Source organism: Micromonospora yangpuensis (assembly GCF_900091615.1).
Classification (GTDB): Bacteria; Actinomycetota; Actinomycetes; order Mycobacteriales; family Micromonosporaceae; genus Micromonospora; species Micromonospora yangpuensis.
This window is the reverse complement of sequence record NZ_FMIA01000002.1, coordinates 16,732-31,571: the sequence shown is the minus strand read 5'-3', so window position 1 is coordinate 31,571 and position 14,840 is coordinate 16,732. Positions and strand designations below refer to the sequence as shown.

The window sequence follows — 14,840 nt, the reverse complement described above, 5'->3', positions numbered from 1 at the left end:
CTCCAGGTCAGTGGCAGGGGCCTGATCACCGCCCCTCGGCGTTCTACCTGTTCGAAAGTGCTGCGTCAATCATTGTGCAGGGACCGTAACGCGCTGGTCACCTGGGGCCAGGCCGCCGAATCGGGATCGATGAGCGCGAAATGCTCACATCGATCAAGCTCGACGAGTTCGACCTCGGATCCGGTCGCCTGTGCGGTCGCCACGAAAGCCCTGCTCATCGCCACCGGCACCTGCTGGTCGAGGGTTCCGTGCAGCACCACCACCCGGCGCCGCAGGGGCAGCCGGCTCCTCGGGTCGGCGGCGGCGTACCGGTCGGGAAACTCCGCCGGGCCACCGCCGAGCAGCGCGGCCACCGCCCCACCGTCCAGATCCAGCCGGTACGCCTCGGCGAGGTCGGAGACCGGCGCGAGCGCCAGCACCCCGGCGACGGTCTGCGGGGCGACCGCCGCGACGTGCAGGGCCAACTGTCCGCCGGCCGAGTGCCCGAGCAGGATCGGCGGGCCGGGTGCCAACTGGTCGCCCAACGCGGTGGCGACCAGTCCGGGCAGCGCCGCGACCCCGGTGACCACGTCCGACAGGGTGTCGGCCCCTCCGGTGCCGCGGCGGTACTCCAGTTGCGCCACCGGGTGTCCCAGCCCGGCCAGGGCGGCCGCCAGCGGGCCGGTGTGGCCGCGGTCGTACTCCGGTCGCCAGAAACCGCCGTGGATCACCACGACCAGCGGTCGGGGCGGGCCCTGGCCGGCGGGGCGGCGGACGTCGGCGACCTGATCCGGATGCCCGCCGTAGTGGACGATGCTGTCCGCTGTCGGGGCGGGCCGGGTGAGTACGGCGCGCGGATCGGTGGCCATGGCCGCGACCCTAGCGCGTCGACCGTCCGCCCGGCGCCCCACATCGGTGCAGGCCAGCACCCACGGTGACGGCCGGCGGTCGCGGACCGCCACGGCCGCCCGGTACGTGGCGACTTCCGGCCCCGTGCCATGGGATGGCCCGAATCGACCCGGTCGGTGTGGGATCACTGCCCGAATGGGACATCCGGTGCCGGCGCACGGCCCGGTCCGGTCCGCGGCGTGCTCCGCCACCGGTCCCGGCGAGCGGAGCGGTGCGGCCCTGGGTCAAGATGGGTGCCATGACGCAAGCACGTTCTGCTGGACAGAGTGACGAGCCGGACCGCGACGGCACCGGCGTGCCCGGCACCGTGGTGGTGGTCGGCCCGGACGGGCGACCGGTCGGCACCGTGCAGACCGACGAGGCGGCCGGCGGCGAGGACCCGGCCCGGCTGGTCGAGCAGCCGGCCAAGGTGATGCGGATCGGCAGCATGATCAAGCAGCTGCTGGAGGAGGTCAAGGCCGCTCCGCTCGACGACGCCAGCCGGCACCGGATGCGGGAGATCCACGAGCGGTCGATCGTCGAGCTGAAGGAGGGCCTCGCCCCGGAGCTGCGCGAGGAACTGGAGCGGATCTCGCTGCCCTTCACCGAGGAGAAGGCCCCCAGCGAGGGTGAGCTGCGGATCGCCCACGCCCAGCTGGTCGGCTGGCTGGAGGGCCTCTTCCACGGCATCCAGGCCGCGCTGGTGGCCCAGCAGATGGCCGCCCGGGTGCAGCTGGAGCAGATGCGCTCGGGGCAGCGGGCGCTGCCCAGCGGCCCCGGCGGACTCATCCCGGGCATGCCGGGGATGGGGCAGCCCGGCGGCGAGGGGCACAACACCGGTCAGTACCTCTGACTCAGCCCACCCCGAAGATCTTCTCCAGGTACGCGGCCACGCCGTCCTCGGAGTTCGCCGAGGTGACCTCGTCGGCGACCGCCAGGACGGCGGGGTGCGCGTTCGCCACCGCCACCGCCCGCCCGGCCCAGGTCAGCATCGGCACGTCGTTGGGCATGTCGCCGAAGGCCAGCACGTCCCGGGCGGCGATGCCGTCCCGCTCGCAGTACCACGCCAGGCCGGCGGCCTTGGTCACCCCGCTCGCCGAGATCTCCACCAACCCGGTGTACGACGAGTGCGTCGCCTCGGCCAGCCCCCGCAACGCCCCGGCCACCACCGCCAGGAACAGGTCCGGATCCTGCTCACCGCCGCGGGCCAGCAGCTTCACCGCCGGTGCCGAGAGCAGCTCCTCCACCGACTCGACGGCCCGGATCGCGTCGTCGTCGGAGTCCCAGCGCAGCGGGTAGTGCGCCTCGTGCCGCATCTGCCGGCCGTCGCCGATCTCCACCGCGAAGCTCACCCCGGGCACCTCGGCCCGTAGCCGCTGGGCCACCTGGGCGAGGATGTCCGGGGCGAGCGGGTCGGCCCGCAGCACCTCGTCGGTGGTCGGGTCGTACACCACCGCGCCGTTGGCGCAGACCGCCGGCAGTGGCTCGACGAGCTGCTCGTACACCAGGTCCAGCCAGCGGATCGGGCGGCCGGTGACCAGCACGACAGGCGTGCCCTGGGCGCGGATGCGGGCCAGCAGGTCGGCGGTACGGCGGCTGATCGTCCGGTCGTCGCTGAGCAGGGTGCCGTCGATGTCGGTGGCCACCAGGCGCGGGGTCTCTCCCATCAGCGCGAGAGTAGCCGATCGAGATACACCGCCACCCCGTCGTCGTCGTTGCGCAGGGTGACCTCGTCGGCGGCGGACCGCAGCAGCGGGTGCGCGTTGGCCACCGCCACCCGGGCCCAGCCGGCCCACTCGAACATCGGCAGGTCGTTGGGCATGTCCCCGAAGACCAGCACATCCGCCGGGTCGACCCCGAGGGCCTGCGCCACCACGGTCAGCCCGGTGGACTTGTCCACCCCGGGCGGGCAGATCTCCACGAAGCCGAGCCCGGCCTGGGTGAGCGTGGCCACCTGCGGCGGCACGATCCGGCGGGCGATCTCCAACAGGTGGTCGACGTGGTGGTCGGCGGTCCGGACGAAGGCCTTGATCACGTCGCCGGAGATGCACTCGGCGCGGGTGCGCTCCTCGAACCGGTCCTGGTAGGGCCAGCTCGGGTGGTAGTCACCCCAGAGCGGCGCGTCGTGGTCGTCCAGCGCCTCGACCATCACGGTCAGCGGGCCGACCTCGGCCTCCAGGTCCACCAGCAGGCGGGCCAGCACCTCGCCGGAGAGCCGCTCGTCGCAGAGCACCACCGGGCCGTCGGGGTCGCTCTGGTCCACCACCCGGCCACCGCCGGCCATCACCAGGTAGTCGGCGGCCCGGATGTCGTTGCGGGTCAGCTCGGTCAGTCGCGGTCCGCGGCCGGTCGCGCCGACCACCGGGATGCCGGCGGCCCGGACCCGGTCCAGCACACCATGGGTGTACGCGGACACCGTGTCGTCGCTGCGTACCAACGTCCCGTCGAGGTCGGTGGCGATCAGTTTGGGTAGTCCCGGGCGGGTCATGGCTCCTCCTTCGCCCGCCGCCGTCGGGCCCGGTCGTCCGGTCGTCGGTGCCTCCGATCCTCCAACGGCGGGCAGCAACCGTACCTCGGTGAACCGGTCGCAACCATGGCTTCCGCGCGAATCGGGCACCAACCCGCGGCGACCACCCGGTGACCACCTGACCAGCCACTGCCCCGCACTCCGTCCGCCCGTCCTCCGCTGCCCCTGCCCCGCCACCCGTGGGGCTGCTCCCCTACGTGCCTGAAAGATCCTGTGCGGCGGGCGCCGGGGTGCGGTGGGGTGGGTGTCGGGGTGGGATGGTGCGGTCAGGCTGGGGGTTCGGGGCGGGCGAACGGGACGGCGGGTCCGACGGTGAGGTCGGCCGGAGCGGGCAGCTCGTCGTCGTCCGGTTGCGGGCGGTCCCGGCGACCAGGCCACCGCCATCCGGGGCTGTCGGTCGGTGCCTCGGTGGCCTGGCCGCTGAGCTGTAGCGCCGCCACGAGCAGGAGGCAGCCGACGAAGGCCATCACCAGGCCGCGACCGTACTCGACCTGGAAGCCGTCCTCGGGGGAGTAGAAGAGGGTGCGCTGGCTCGGCTCGTCGAGCGAGAAGGCCGTGGCCACCAGCAGCGCCAGCAGCGCTCCGGTGAGCGCCAACCCGGCCAACCGGGCGTTGGGCCGTACCGCCGGGGTGCCGGCCAGCGCGAGGACCACCACAGCGCTCAGCACCAGCAGGCCGACCAGGTAACCGGCCCCGAAGCCGCCGACCTCGGAGACGTTGCCGGGCACCCGCAGGACCGTGTCCGCCCCGGGGCCGCTGTCCGGCACGGTCATCACCAGCCACTCGCCGACCAGCGAGGCCATCGCGGCAACCGCGCCCAACCCGGCCAGCACCGGCGGTAGCCGTCGGTCCCGGCCAAGGCCGGCGAGCGTACGCCCGAAACGACCCGACGACGGTGCCGCCGGCTCGTCCGGTCCCCATTCCAGGACGGCCGGCCCGTCGGAGCGGTCGTTCTGCCGGGGAACGGGAAGATCCTGGGACATCGGCCACCCTTCCGCCTGCGCGAGCCTGAGCCGTCGGTGGACCCGCGTTGCCGCTGGACCCGGCCGTGCCGGGGCTGGACCCGGCCGTCGGCCTCCCGCCGAATCATGACACAACCGGCGGTCGCCGGCCGGGTCCCGACCCTCCGACGCCCTGGCCCGCGGATGTCGTACCTGCCGGTGTCGTGGCCCGCCCGTGGCGGGCGGGGCGGACCGGCGGGCGGGCACCGAGTCGGTGGGACGGTCGCCGCTGGACCCGGCGTCGGTTAGCGTCGGGGAATGCCTATCCGTACCGCATCCGCACAGTGGCAGGGCACCCTCACCGAGGGGTCCGGGACCATCAGCACCGGCAAGGGCGGCCTCGCCGGGAACTACTCGTTCAAGTCGCGCTTCGAGGAGGGCGAGGGGACCAACCCCGAGGAGTTGATCGGCGCGGCCCACGCCGGTTGTTTCTCGATGGCGCTCAGCAAGGGGCTGGCCGACGCCGGCTCGCCGGCCACCTCGGTGCAGACCACCGCCAAGGTCCACCTGGACAAGACCGACGCCGGTATGACGGTCACCCGGATCGACCTGGAGACGGTCGGCCAGGTGCCGGGCCTCGACGAGGCCCAGTTCACCAAGCTCGCCGAGGCCGCCAAGGAGAACTGCCCGATCTCGCGGCTGCTCTCTCCGGGCGCGCAGATCAGTCTCAGCGCGCGCCTCGCCGCCTGACGTACACCGCTTTCTGTTCGACGGGCACCCGGCCGCCCCGCCTCCGGGCGGGCGGTCGGGCATCCCTCGACCTCGCCACCCCGGCCGGCCCTTGCTCCCGTCCGGCCGCTGCCCCGCCGGCCGACCCGGCGAAGCCTGGCCGTCGCCTGACGAACCCGCCCGGTCCCCGGCATCGGTCGCCGCCCGGCGTTCCGGCCCGGCTGCCGGCAGAATGGACGACGTGCCCGTCGAGATGAGCCGAGAACGTTTCGAGGAACTGGTAGGTGAGGCGCTCGACGAGGTGCCCGAGGAACTGCTCGGGTTGATGAGCAACGTGGTGATCCTGGTGGAGGACGACTCGCCACCGGGCGAGCCGGAGCTGCTCGGCCTCTACGAGGGCCACGCCCTCACCGACCGGGGCTGGGACTACGCCGGGGTGCTGCCGGACCGGATCTTCATCTACCGCCGACCGATCCTGCGGATCTGCGACTCCGACGAAGACGTCGTCGAGGAGGTGGCGGTGACCGTGGTGCACGAGATCGCCCACCACTTCGGCATCGACGACGAGCGGCTGCACGAGCTGGGCTGGGGCTGACCTGCTGCCGGTTCGGCGGATGCCGGCCGGTTGCGGCGCTGACCTACCTTCACAGGCAGGTACGCGAATCAGGAGGCACCTTCACCATGCGCAGCGAGCTGTTCTCCGCGGAGAACCTGGAGAGGGAGTCCGCGCAGCCCGGTATGCGGCTGCAGAACTCCAAGATGTTGAAGATCGCCCTCAACGGGGAGACGATGGCCCGGGTCGGGTCGATGGTCGCCTATCAGGGGCAGATGCAGTTCCAGGCGCTCGGCTCCGGCGGGCTCGGCAAGTTCCTCAAGCAGAAACTCACCGGCGAGGGTGTCCCGCTGATGAAGGTCACCGGCGTGGGTGACCTCTTCCTCGCCGACTTCGCCAAGGACGTGCACATCATCGACCTGGAGCCGGGGGACGCGCTCTCCATCAACGGCTCCAGCGTGCTGGCCTTCGACTCCGGCCTGCAGTACGACGTCCGGATGGTCGGCGGGGCCGGGATGGCGTCGTCCGGCCTGTTCAACTGCGTCTTCACCGGGCACGGCCGGATCGCCATCACCACCAAGGGCACCCCGGTGGTGCTCAGTGTCGACGCACCCACCTACGTCGACCCGCAGGCGGCGGTCTGCTGGTCGGCCAGCCTGCAGACCGGCTACCACCGGGCCGAGCAGCTCGGGCTGGGCACCCTGCTCGGCCGGCGTACCGGTGAGGCTTTCACGATGAGTTTCGCCGGGCAGGGGTTCGTGGTGGTGCAGCCCTCCGAGGAGGCACCGGTGACCGGCAGCGGCCAGCAGGAGCAGCGCGGCGGCCTCGGCAGCCTCCTCAGCTGAGCGGTAGGGAAGGGCCCCCGGTCAACGCTTCCGGTAGCGCAGGGGCCCCCTCTTAACCCGGCCCGCGCGTTAACCCGGCCCGCGCGGTGCCTCACTCGCCGGTGCGTAGCCGGGCCAGCCAGGCCGCCGCATCGGTGTAGTCGGCGTCGGAGAGACCGGCCGGGGCCGGCACCGGCCGGTCTTCGTCCGTCGCGGTCCAGCGGTGCCGGGGGTACGAGCCGAGGAAGCGTACGTCCGCGCAGACCCGACGCAGCCCCTGCAGCGCCTCACCGAGCCGGGCGTCCGCCACGTGCCCGGCACAGTCGAGGAAGAAGACGTACCGGCCCAGGGCCTCCCCGGTGGGGCGGGACTCGATCCGGGTCAGGTTCACCCCGCGGACGGCCAACTCCATCAGCACCGACAGCAGCGCGCCCACCCGGTCGTGGGCGATGTAGACCGCCAGCGAGGTGAGGTCGTCGCCGGTGGCCGGTGGTGGTGGGCCGGGGCGGGAGACGAGGGCGAACCGGGTGACCGCGTCCGGATGGTCGGCGATCTTGTCGGCCATCACGGCCAGCCGGTGCCGGGCCGCCCCGATCGGGGCGCAGATCGCCGCGTCGTACTCGCCGGTGGCCGCGCCGGCTGCCGCCGCGCCGTTGGAGAGGACGTCCACGACCACCGCGTCCGGCAGGTACGTGCGCAGCCACCGCCGGCACTGGGTGGAGGCCTGGGGGTGGGCCGCCACGGCGCGTACCGAGGTCAGTGGGGTGGCGGTGCGGGCGGCGAGAACGAAGTCCACCGGCAGGACCACCTCGCGGGTGATCAGCAACGGTTCCCCCTCGGCCAGCTCGTCGAGGGTCACCCCGACCACCCCGCCGATCGAGTTCTCCAGCGGCACCAGGGCCGCGTCGGCGTCGCCGCTGCGAACGTTCTCCAGCGCCTCGGGCACACTGCGGGCGGGCGTCCGGGTGCCGTGTTCGGCAGCGGGGACGGTGCGCAGCGCCTGCTCGGCGAAGGTGCCTTCGGGGCCGAGGTAGACGAAACGGGTCGGCGGTGTTCCGGGCATGTCGACAGCCTACGCACCTGGTTCGCCGGGACAGGCCAGCGTCCGGATGCCGGCCGGGGCGGTGGCCCGTACCTCGGCGGAGCAGACGTCGGTGCCGGCGGTGACCAGCTCCGGCGCGTTCGACCTGCCCCGGGTGACGACCTGGAGCTCCTCGTGTCCGGTCACGTCCAGCACCGTGTAGTGCCAGTCGTCAGCGCAGAGCGGTCCGGTGCGTACCCGGGTCTGGACCCTGTCGGGCAGCACTGCCGCCGGACCCCGCAGCAGCGCGATCACCCGGCTGCCGGTGGGCCCGTCGGCGCAGGCCGTGGCGACCGGGCCGAGGCCGGTCGGGCCCGGTGCCGGGCCGGGCAGGCCACCGACGGCGCCGGGACCACCGGGCACGCCCGGCAGCACCGGGCCCGCCGTCCCGCCCGGCAACACCGGCTGACCCGGCAACACCGTCCCCGGCAGCATCGGCTGACCGGGCAACACTGGCTGACCCGGCGCCGCCGTCCCTTCCGGCAGCACCGTTCCGGCCGGGGCGGGACCGGCGGCCGGATCGGTGGGTACGGCGCTGGGCGCCGACACGGTCGGCCTCGGTGCGCTCGACCGCTGCAGCTCGGGCGGGGTGCCACAGGCGGCCAGCGGTACGGCGGCGAGCAGCGCGACCCCGACGAGGTACCGGGGGCGGCGCGGTGGGTTGGGCGGCACGAGCCGATCCTTGTATCGATGGGCATGGCTGTGGTCGGGTGGCTCAGCTCATCGTAGGAGGCATCCGGCCCCCGGTGAAGGAGCGGACGGGCGTCAGACCTCGGAGAGGAAGGTGAGCGAGCCGGCGACCACGCTGCCGGTGAGCACCGGCGTGGAGATGGCGTCCACTGTCGCGTCCGGCGCGCCGGCGGCGGCCTGGATGCGCAGCAGTCCCCGGGCCAGCCGGCCGGAGTGCAGGGCCAGCAGCGGTGGGATCTTGTCGGTGTCCTGCTCGGTCAGCTCACCCCGGTACGCGGTGAAGTCGAGCAGCCGGAGGCCACCGTCGAGCAGCGGCAGGCCGATCACGTCCTCCGGTCGGCCGAGGCAGAGCAGCCGGCAGCCGGACGACGAGACAGCCACCACCCTGGTCTCAGCGTCGATCAGCAGGCAGGGCTCGGCCGCGTGTGAGACGGTGGCCGCCCACCTGTGGAGGCTGTCGTACTCCGGCTCGTCGGCCCGTACGGTCGGCACGAAGGCTTCCGAGAGCGAGAGTTCGACGTGGGCCACCGCGCCTCCTAGGTACACCGCCGGTCCGTCCACGCTAGCCGGTCGTCGTGCTTCCCGCCCGGCCACGCCGGAGCGCTGCCGGGTCGCCGGTGGAGCCGGACACCCGAACGCGGACGGCGTGGACGGAGGGACGAGACAGCTCGGTGGAACGGGCCACGTGGCGTCGCCCGAGACGTTACCGGCGGTTGGCCGCCTTGTCAGCGGCCGTTCGGCCCTCGTCGTACCACCGGTAGTCGGCGGCGGGACGGTACGTGCCGTTCAGCCAGGTCCCGGGATGCTGCGCGACCTGGGACAGCTTGTCGGCGGTGGCCGGACTGATCCGGTTGCCCCCGGCCACGAGGAGCCGGTCCAGCTCCCGGTGGGTCGCCATCAGACAGTCCTTCGGCAGGCCGTAGACGCTGATGACGCCGGAGCCGACGAAGGTCAGCACCGGCGTCACCGGGATGGGCAGCCCGACCGCGTCGGAGAGCGCCTTGCTGGCCCGCTTGGCGTCCCGCCGGGTCTCCTGGACGTACGCCGGACGCTTGCCGTTGATCTGCACCACGTCCCCGGCGACCAGCACCCGGGCCCGGCCGTGGTCGGCGATGGTGATCGCGAAGAGCCCGCTCGGCCCGATGGCGAGGTAACCCGCACGCTCGTCGTGGCCGTGGTCGAGCAGCAGGTCGGACACGTCCGTCCGGGGCCACTCGACGACATGCCAGGAGGGCCCGAGATGGTCGAGCTGCCCGAGCGCACGGGCCCCGGCGGCCTCCAGCCGGCGCGCACCGCGCTCGGCCCGGCGGCGACGAGCCCACTCCATGGGTGTCGGTCGAGCCGCTCCCAGCAGACCGGGGGACTCGCCCCGGGGCTGGGAGGCATCGGCGGGCGGCAGCGCCCGACCGGTGGGTACGGCTCGTCGTGCGGGAAAGACAGTCATCGCGACCTCCGGCAAAAGGTCCCTCGAAGTTATGTCCCCACTACCCTACGTCGCCAGGGGCGGTGGTCGGCAAGTCGGAGCGCCGGAGTGAGTGCGGATGAATGCCGTATTCATCCACGGTTCTTTTTCCGCATGCCGTCAATCCCTGCCTACCCTGCCATGGTGACTCACTACGTGGACAGCGAAGTCGGCGTGCTCGGCACGGTCATCCTGCACCGGCCGGGACCGGAACTCGCCCGGCTCACCCCCCGGAACAACGACTCGCTGCTGTTCGACGCCATCCCATGGGTGGGCAGGGCGCAGGAGGAGCATGACGCCTTCGCCGCCGCGCTGCGCGGTCGGGGGGTGGAGGTGCTGTATCTCGCCGACCTCTTGGCCGAGACACTCGCGGTCGCCGACGCCCGCAGTCACCTCACCGAGCAGGTGCTCGTTTCGCCCCGGCTCGGTGACGCCCTACGCCGCCGGACCGCCGAGCAGCTGGCCTATCTGGACCCCGCCGCCCTCGCCGACGTGCTCATCGCCGGGCTCGCCCACGAGGAACTGCGGATCAGCCCGGAGCGCCCCGGCGGCCTGGTCTACAGCCTGCTGGACCGGCACGACTTCGTCATCGACCCGCTGCCCAACCTGCTCTTCACCCGGGACTCCGCGGTCTGGGTAGGCGACCGGGTGGCGGTCACCAGCCTGGCCATGCCGGCCCGCCGCCGGGAGAGCACGCTCACCGACGCGATCTACCGGCACCACCCCCGGTTCGTCGGCACCGAACTCGTCTACCACCCCGGGCTGGAACACCTGGAAGGCGGTGACGTGCTGCTCATGGCCCCCGGGGTGCTCGCCGTCGGGGTGGGCGAACGGACCACGCCGGCCGGAGCGGAACGCCTCGCCCGACAGGTCTTCGCCGCCGACCTGGCCCACACCATGCTGGTGGTCCCGATCGCCCAGGAGCGGGCCACCATGCACCTGGACACGGTCTGCACCATGGTCGACGTGGACGCCGTGCTGATGTACCCGAACGTGGCGGACACGCTGGCGGCGTACACGGTGGTGGCGGAGCCCGACGGCGAGCCGCGGGTGAGCGGCCCGGCACCGTTCCTGCGCGCCGCCGCCGACGCGATGGGCCTGGACCGGCTCCGGGTCATCGACACCGGTCTGGACCCGGTCACCGCCGAGCGGGAGCAGTGGGACGACGGCAACAACACCCTCGCCCTGGCGCCCCGGCTCTGTGTCGGCTACGAACGCAATGTCGAGACCAACGCCCAGCTCGAACGGGCCGGCATCGAGGTGATCCGGATCGCCGGCTCCGAATTGGGCTCCGGCCGGGGCGGCCCCCGCTGCATGTCCTGCCCCGTCACCCGCGACCCCCTCCCAGGTGTAAGGAAGGGCCCCTTCCTATCGCCTTCTGATGTACAGGGGGCCCTTCCTTACCCCTCAGCGGAGGGTTAGTTGGCGGCCTACCAGGCCCTGCCTCGCCCGGCGGCCCGCGGGGTCCAGGGGCGTCGGGTCGGCCAGTGCCTCGGCGTACCGCTTGGCGAACTGCGTCACCGGGTCCTCCCACTCGGCGGCCGGCACGTCCGGGGGCAGGTCCCAGACCGGCGTCAGGCGACCGTGCGCGCGGAACATGCCGGCGAAGCGGGTGTGGTCGCCGAGGGTCAGGGTGCCGGCCGCGCCGAGGCGGGCCAGGGTGTCCAGGGCGGCGTCCTCGTCGTCGGGCAGCACCCACCGCACGTGCGCCTTCTCCGGCACCTGGCACCAGTACGCGGCCCGCGCCGCCGAGAGCCGCACGGTGGGGTAGACGGCGGCATTGGCGCGCTCCAGCGACGCCTGCACGGTCGGGTTCCCGGCGGCCTCCGGCTCCAGCCAGAACTCGAAGCCCTCGTGCATGCTGATCTCCAGCGGGGCGTCGACGAGGACGTCCTGCAGACGCGGTCCCTCGCCGGGCATCGGGGGCACCTGGACCGGCTGACCCGGCTCGGTACGCAGCGCGCAGAGCAGCGCCTCGGCCAGGTCCCGGGAGACGTCGCCGGACTGCTGGTGCCGCTGGAGGCCGACGAAGACCTGACCGTCCGCCCGGCTCATCGCCGGTGCGGCCATCGGCAGCACGGTGGCCAGGACCACCGGGCGGTCGCCGTGCTCGGCCACCATGTCCTCGGTGAGCCGCAGCGGCGCGGAGGCGGCCGGCACCAGCTCACGCAGGGCGATCCATTCCGGCTCGTCGACCAACCCCTCGAAGGGCCGGGGTACGAAGACGTCGCGTACCTTGGTGCGCTTCGGGCTGGCCTCGCCGGCCCGCTGACTCTTTCGACGCTTGCTCACGCCGAGAGAGCCTAGACGACCCGACGACCAGGCCCGGACGACCAGGCCCGGCCCGGTCCGGCGACCAAGCCCGACCCGACCCGGGCGACCAGGCCCGGCTCAGGTGGGGACCAAGTCTCCCCGGGCGGCGGTGGCGGGCTCGAAGTCGGCCCAGACGCTCTGGCCCAGGCCGTCGCGGTCCACGCCCCACCGGGTCGACAGTCCGGCCACGATGTGCAGCCCCCGGCCGCCCACCGCGTCCGGCCCGGCCACCCGCAGCCGCGGGCCGTCGGCGGAACCGCCGTCGGTGACCCGCAACTGGACGCGTACCCCGTGCGGGGTCGACCAGAGCCGCCAGGCGACCCGGACCACCCCGCCGGGCAGCGCGTCGGCGTGCCGGACCGCGTTGCCTACCAGTTCGGCCAGGACGGCTACCAGGTCGGGCAGGAGCAGCGGGGGTACGACGTCGACGAGCTCGTCGGCCAACCGGCGCCGGGCCAACCGGGCGCCGACGGCATGGTGCGGCACCACCACGCACCACGAACGCTCGGTCCGTCCCGTTTCCACGGTCGCCCTCTCACCCTGTCGCCGCACCGGTCACCCGCGCGGCAGCCGCACCTCTGCGACCGTACCGCCCCCGGCTCGAGGGCGGAGTGATACCCACCCATTCTGCTGTTCCACGATCTGCCGGACGAGATAGAGGCCCAGCCCGGCACCGGGATACCGACGCCGGTCACCGGACTCGCCCTGCCAGAACCGTTCGAAGGCCCGTTCCACGTGTTCGGGGCGGATGCCGATGCCCCGGTCGCTGACCCGGAACGCGACCGTCTGCTCGTCGGCGTCGGCGGTGATCTCGATAGGTGCGCCGGGCAGGGAGTACTTGCCCGCGTTGGTGCTCAGCTCGGTCAGCACGGTGGCCAGGTTCTGCCGGAACCCGCAGGCCCTGGGCAGGTCGGCGGGCAGGTCGAGGCGGAGCCGCTCGCGGATCTCGGCGGGCAGGTCGGCGACCGCGTCCCGTAGGGCCGCACCGAGGTCGAACCGGGCGGGTGGCTCCGCGCCGGGGGCGGCCTCGGCGGCCGAGGAGAGCAGCCGGTCGACCAGTCGGGCCAGCTCGTTGGCGCGTTGACCGATGACCAGGGCGGCCTGCCGACGATCGGTGTCGGTGAGCGAGTCCCAGTGGTTGCAGAGGGTGTCCGCGTACCCCTTGATCACGGTGACCGGGGTGCGCAGTTCGTGGCTGGTCACCGCCACGAACAACTCGCGGTCCCGGTCCCGCCGCTGCTGGTCGGTGATGTCGCGGAAGGTGACCACCCGCAGGTTGCCCGGCCCCGGCAGCTCACCCGAGTTGATCTTCAGCCAGCGGCCGTCGGGCAGCCGGTGGTCCAGCGCCCGGCCGGGCGGCGGCAACGGGAACGGCAGCGGACGGTTGAGCGCCTCGGCGGCGGAGTGGCCGGTGACCTGCGTGGCTGCCGGGTTCCAGAGCCGTACCCGGCCGTCCGGGTCGACCACCGCGAGACCGTCGGCCAGCGCCGCCACCACCGGCCCCTCGGTGTGTACGGGCAGCCCGTTGCGATCGCCGTACAGGTGCGCGACGCAGGCGGCCAGGTACCCGACGACCGCCCGCTCGGTGGCGTCCAGGGAATCCCGCGCCTCCGGGTAGAGCACGTGCAGGCTGCCCACGGTCACCCCACCGAGTTCGGCCCGGCCGACGACCATCCACCGCAGGCCCCGCTCGGCCAGCTCACCCGCGAGGTGACCGGGCAGGTGGGTCATCCGGACCTGCTGGACGCTGGGGCCGGTGAGCAGGCAGACGGTGGCCGGATCGGAGGCCGGCAGTGGTCGGCCGAGGGTCCACTCGCTGGCCCCGGTCGCGGCGATCACCCGGCCGCCCTGCGGGGTGAACTCCACGAAGGCCATGCCCGCCGCGCCGAGGGCCGGCTGGACCTCCTGGAGCAGCCGGGTGAGGGCGGGCAGGGCGGCGGAACCCGAGTTGAGCATCTCCAGTGCGGTGCGTTGGCCGGTGATGAGGGCGGTGAGATCGGTGTGCTCCGGCATGCTGTGAGTGTGCCCGGTCGGAGAGGCACCGGGCACCCCCCGGTTCACCTGCCGAGGCGGGCGAGGGTGTGCGCGGGCCGGTCGGTGATCAGCCCGTCCACCCCGGCGGCGAGGGCCAGGTCGAGATCGGCCGGTTCGTTGACCGTCCAGACGTACACCTGGTGGCCGGCCGCCCGCAGCGCCGGCACCAGCCACGGGCGGGTACGCAGCAGCTCGACGTTGGGGCCGGCGATCCGGGTGCCGAACGGCAGGTGTCCCCGGCGCAGCCAGCGCGGCGGCAGGTCCATCAGCAGCACGGTGGGCAGCCGCGGTGCCAGCGCCCGGACCCGGCGCACGGCCAGCAGGGAGAAGGACATCACGGTGACCCGTACCGGATCGTCGGGGCCCGGCTCGGTCAGGCCGTACCGGCGTAGCAGGGCGACCAGCCGGCGTTCGACGTCACGCCCGTACCGGGAGGGGTGTTTGGTCTCGATCAGCAACCGGACCGGGCGGCCGGCGGCCAGCACGGCGTCGAGCAGCCGTTGCAGGGTCAACAGCCGGGTGTGCGACTCGTCCGGCGGCCCGGCGGGCCCGCAGCCGGGATGCCAGGAGCCGAAGTCCAACCGGTCCAGCTCGGCGAGGGTGCGGGCACTGACCAGGCCGTGACCGTTGCTGGTCCGGTCCAGCCGACGGTCGTGGACACAGACCAGATGTCCGTCGCGGGACAGCCGGACGTCGCACTCCAGGCCGTCGGCGCCGTCGGCCAACGCCCGCAGGTACGCGGCCAGGGTGTGTTCCGGCAGGTCGGCGGAGGAGCCGCGGTGCGCGAAGACCAGTGGTTCGGCCATGACGTCGGTGGCC

17 protein-coding genes are annotated in these 14,840 nt (G+C 73.3%); 5 read left to right on the top strand and 12 right to left on the bottom strand.

Annotated features, from left to right (window positions below; translation table 11 throughout):
• Positions 1–65: 65 nt before the first annotated feature.
• Entirely contained in the window at positions 66–848 is a 783-nt protein-coding gene (locus GA0070617_RS00305) for an alpha/beta hydrolase family protein (RefSeq protein ID WP_091432324.1), read from the bottom strand.
• Positions 849–1,117: 269 nt separating this feature from the next.
• Here GA0070617_RS00305 and GA0070617_RS00300 point away from each other — a divergent pair, with 269 nt between their 5' ends.
• Positions 1,118–1,720: a bacterial proteasome activator family protein gene (locus tag GA0070617_RS00300; RefSeq protein WP_091445661.1), complete on the top strand. Its 603-nt coding sequence runs from the start codon at positions 1,118–1,120 to the stop codon at positions 1,718–1,720.
• Position 1,721: 1 nt separating this feature from the next.
• Here the strand turns inward: GA0070617_RS00300 and GA0070617_RS00295 are convergent, their stop codons facing one another.
• The 3 genes from GA0070617_RS00295 to GA0070617_RS00285 form a co-directional block, all read right to left on the bottom strand.
• Positions 1,722–2,534 (bottom strand): HAD family hydrolase, encoded by an 813-nt coding sequence (locus tag GA0070617_RS00295; RefSeq protein WP_091432321.1) that lies wholly within the window; start codon positions 2,532–2,534, stop codon positions 1,722–1,724.
• On the bottom strand, positions 2,534–3,355 hold the full coding sequence (locus tag GA0070617_RS00290) for an HAD family hydrolase (RefSeq protein WP_091432318.1): 822 nt from the start codon (positions 3,353–3,355) through the stop codon (positions 2,534–2,536). Before GA0070617_RS00290 ends, GA0070617_RS00295 begins: the two co-directional genes overlap by 1 nt.
• A gap of 305 nt (positions 3,356–3,660) precedes the next feature.
• Positions 3,661–4,377: a hypothetical protein gene (locus GA0070617_RS00285; RefSeq protein ID WP_091432266.1), complete on the bottom strand. Its 717-nt coding sequence runs from the start codon at positions 4,375–4,377 to the stop codon at positions 3,661–3,663.
• Positions 4,378–4,653: 276 nt separating this feature from the next.
• On the opposite strand from GA0070617_RS00285, the gene GA0070617_RS00280 reads away from it, so the two are divergent.
• From GA0070617_RS00280 to GA0070617_RS00270, 3 genes are all read left to right on the top strand, one after another.
• Entirely contained in the window at positions 4,654–5,085 is a 432-nt protein-coding gene (locus GA0070617_RS00280) for an OsmC family protein (protein ID WP_091432263.1), read from the top strand.
• A gap of 211 nt (positions 5,086–5,296) precedes the next feature.
• Positions 5,297–5,659 (top strand): metallopeptidase family protein, encoded by a 363-nt coding sequence (locus tag GA0070617_RS00275; RefSeq protein ID WP_175440377.1) that lies wholly within the window; start codon positions 5,297–5,299, stop codon positions 5,657–5,659.
• A gap of 86 nt (positions 5,660–5,745) precedes the next feature.
• Positions 5,746–6,462 (top strand): AIM24 family protein, encoded by a 717-nt coding sequence (locus tag GA0070617_RS00270; protein WP_091432260.1) that lies wholly within the window; start codon positions 5,746–5,748, stop codon positions 6,460–6,462.
• Positions 6,463–6,553: 91 nt separating this feature from the next.
• Here GA0070617_RS00270 and pheA read toward each other — a convergent pair whose 3' ends face one another.
• The 4 genes from pheA to GA0070617_RS00250 all read right to left on the bottom strand — a co-directional run bounded on the left by pheA (position 6,554) and on the right by GA0070617_RS00250 (position 9,656).
• Complete coding sequence (gene pheA, locus GA0070617_RS00265) at positions 6,554–7,504, bottom strand: prephenate dehydratase (RefSeq protein ID WP_091432257.1); 951 nt, start codon at positions 7,502–7,504, stop codon at positions 6,554–6,556.
• 9 nt (positions 7,505–7,513) lie between these two features.
• A complete protein-coding gene (locus tag GA0070617_RS32280) occupies positions 7,514–8,194 on the bottom strand; it encodes a hypothetical protein (protein ID WP_373868333.1) in 681 nt (226 codons plus the stop codon).
• A 93-nt stretch (positions 8,195–8,287) separates the two neighbouring features.
• On the bottom strand, positions 8,288–8,740 hold the full coding sequence (locus GA0070617_RS00255; protein WP_091432254.1) for a hypothetical protein: 453 nt from the start codon (positions 8,738–8,740) through the stop codon (positions 8,288–8,290).
• 175 nt (positions 8,741–8,915) lie between these two features.
• Entirely contained in the window at positions 8,916–9,656 is a 741-nt protein-coding gene (locus GA0070617_RS00250; protein ID WP_091432300.1) for a hypothetical protein, read from the bottom strand.
• A 159-nt stretch (positions 9,657–9,815) separates the two neighbouring features.
• Here GA0070617_RS00250 and GA0070617_RS00245 point away from each other — a divergent pair, with 159 nt between their 5' ends.
• Positions 9,816–11,096, top strand: coding sequence for an arginine deiminase (locus GA0070617_RS00245; RefSeq protein ID WP_091432250.1), 1,281 nt, complete (start codon positions 9,816–9,818; stop codon positions 11,094–11,096).
• Here GA0070617_RS00245 and GA0070617_RS00240 read toward each other — a convergent pair.
• The 4 genes from GA0070617_RS00240 to GA0070617_RS00225 form a co-directional block, all read right to left on the bottom strand.
• The gene (locus GA0070617_RS00240) at positions 11,082–11,966 is read right to left on the bottom strand and encodes a DUF5926 family protein (RefSeq protein WP_091432247.1); all 885 of its coding nucleotides are present in this window, start codon (positions 11,964–11,966) and stop codon (positions 11,082–11,084) included. The two genes, GA0070617_RS00245 and GA0070617_RS00240, sit on opposite strands and share 15 nt — an antisense overlap.
• Positions 11,967–12,065: 99 nt before the next feature.
• On the bottom strand, positions 12,066–12,479 hold the full coding sequence (locus GA0070617_RS00235) for an ATP-binding protein (RefSeq protein WP_175440378.1): 414 nt from the start codon (positions 12,477–12,479) through the stop codon (positions 12,066–12,068).
• A 63-nt stretch (positions 12,480–12,542) separates the two neighbouring features.
• On the bottom strand, positions 12,543–14,000 hold the full coding sequence (locus GA0070617_RS00230; RefSeq protein WP_091432244.1) for a PAS domain-containing sensor histidine kinase: 1,458 nt from the start codon (positions 13,998–14,000) through the stop codon (positions 12,543–12,545).
• A gap of 44 nt (positions 14,001–14,044) precedes the next feature.
• The gene (locus GA0070617_RS00225) at positions 14,045–14,827 is read right to left on the bottom strand and encodes a glycerophosphodiester phosphodiesterase (protein WP_091432314.1); all 783 of its coding nucleotides are present in this window, start codon (positions 14,825–14,827) and stop codon (positions 14,045–14,047) included.
• Positions 14,828–14,840 lie beyond the last annotated feature (13 nt).

What these genes read in the sequence shown, in the direction of transcription:
- GA0070617_RS00305 (WP_091432324.1), bottom strand. Translation starts at nt 848, where the DNA reads ATGGCCACCGATCCGCGCGCCGTACTCACCCGGCCCGCCCCGACAGCG.
- GA0070617_RS00300 (WP_091445661.1), top strand. Translation starts at nt 1,118, where the DNA reads ATGGGTGCCATGACGCAAGCACGTTCTGCTGGACAGAGTGACGAGCCG.
- GA0070617_RS00295 (WP_091432321.1), bottom strand. Translation starts at nt 2,534, where the DNA reads ATGGGAGAGACCCCGCGCCTGGTGGCCACCGACATCGACGGCACCCTG.
- GA0070617_RS00290 (WP_091432318.1), bottom strand. Translation starts at nt 3,355, where the DNA reads ATGACCCGCCCGGGACTACCCAAACTGATCGCCACCGACCTCGACGGG.
- GA0070617_RS00285 (WP_091432266.1), bottom strand. Translation starts at nt 4,377, where the DNA reads ATGTCCCAGGATCTTCCCGTTCCCCGGCAGAACGACCGCTCCGACGGG.
- GA0070617_RS00280 (WP_091432263.1), top strand. Translation starts at nt 4,654, where the DNA reads ATGCCTATCCGTACCGCATCCGCACAGTGGCAGGGCACCCTCACCGAG.
- GA0070617_RS00275 (WP_175440377.1), top strand. Translation starts at nt 5,297, where the DNA reads ATGGACGACGTGCCCGTCGAGATGAGCCGAGAACGTTTCGAGGAACTG.
- GA0070617_RS00270 (WP_091432260.1), top strand. Translation starts at nt 5,746, where the DNA reads ATGCGCAGCGAGCTGTTCTCCGCGGAGAACCTGGAGAGGGAGTCCGCG.
- pheA (WP_091432257.1), bottom strand. Translation starts at nt 7,504, where the DNA reads ATGCCCGGAACACCGCCGACCCGTTTCGTCTACCTCGGCCCCGAAGGC.
- GA0070617_RS00250 (WP_091432300.1), bottom strand. Translation starts at nt 9,656, where the DNA reads ATGACTGTCTTTCCCGCACGACGAGCCGTACCCACCGGTCGGGCGCTG.
- GA0070617_RS00245 (WP_091432250.1), top strand. Translation starts at nt 9,816, where the DNA reads ATGGTGACTCACTACGTGGACAGCGAAGTCGGCGTGCTCGGCACGGTC.
- GA0070617_RS00230 (WP_091432244.1), bottom strand. Translation starts at nt 14,000, where the DNA reads ATGCCGGAGCACACCGATCTCACCGCCCTCATCACCGGCCAACGCACC.
- GA0070617_RS00225 (WP_091432314.1), bottom strand. Translation starts at nt 14,827, where the DNA reads ATGGCCGAACCACTGGTCTTCGCGCACCGCGGCTCCTCCGCCGACCTG.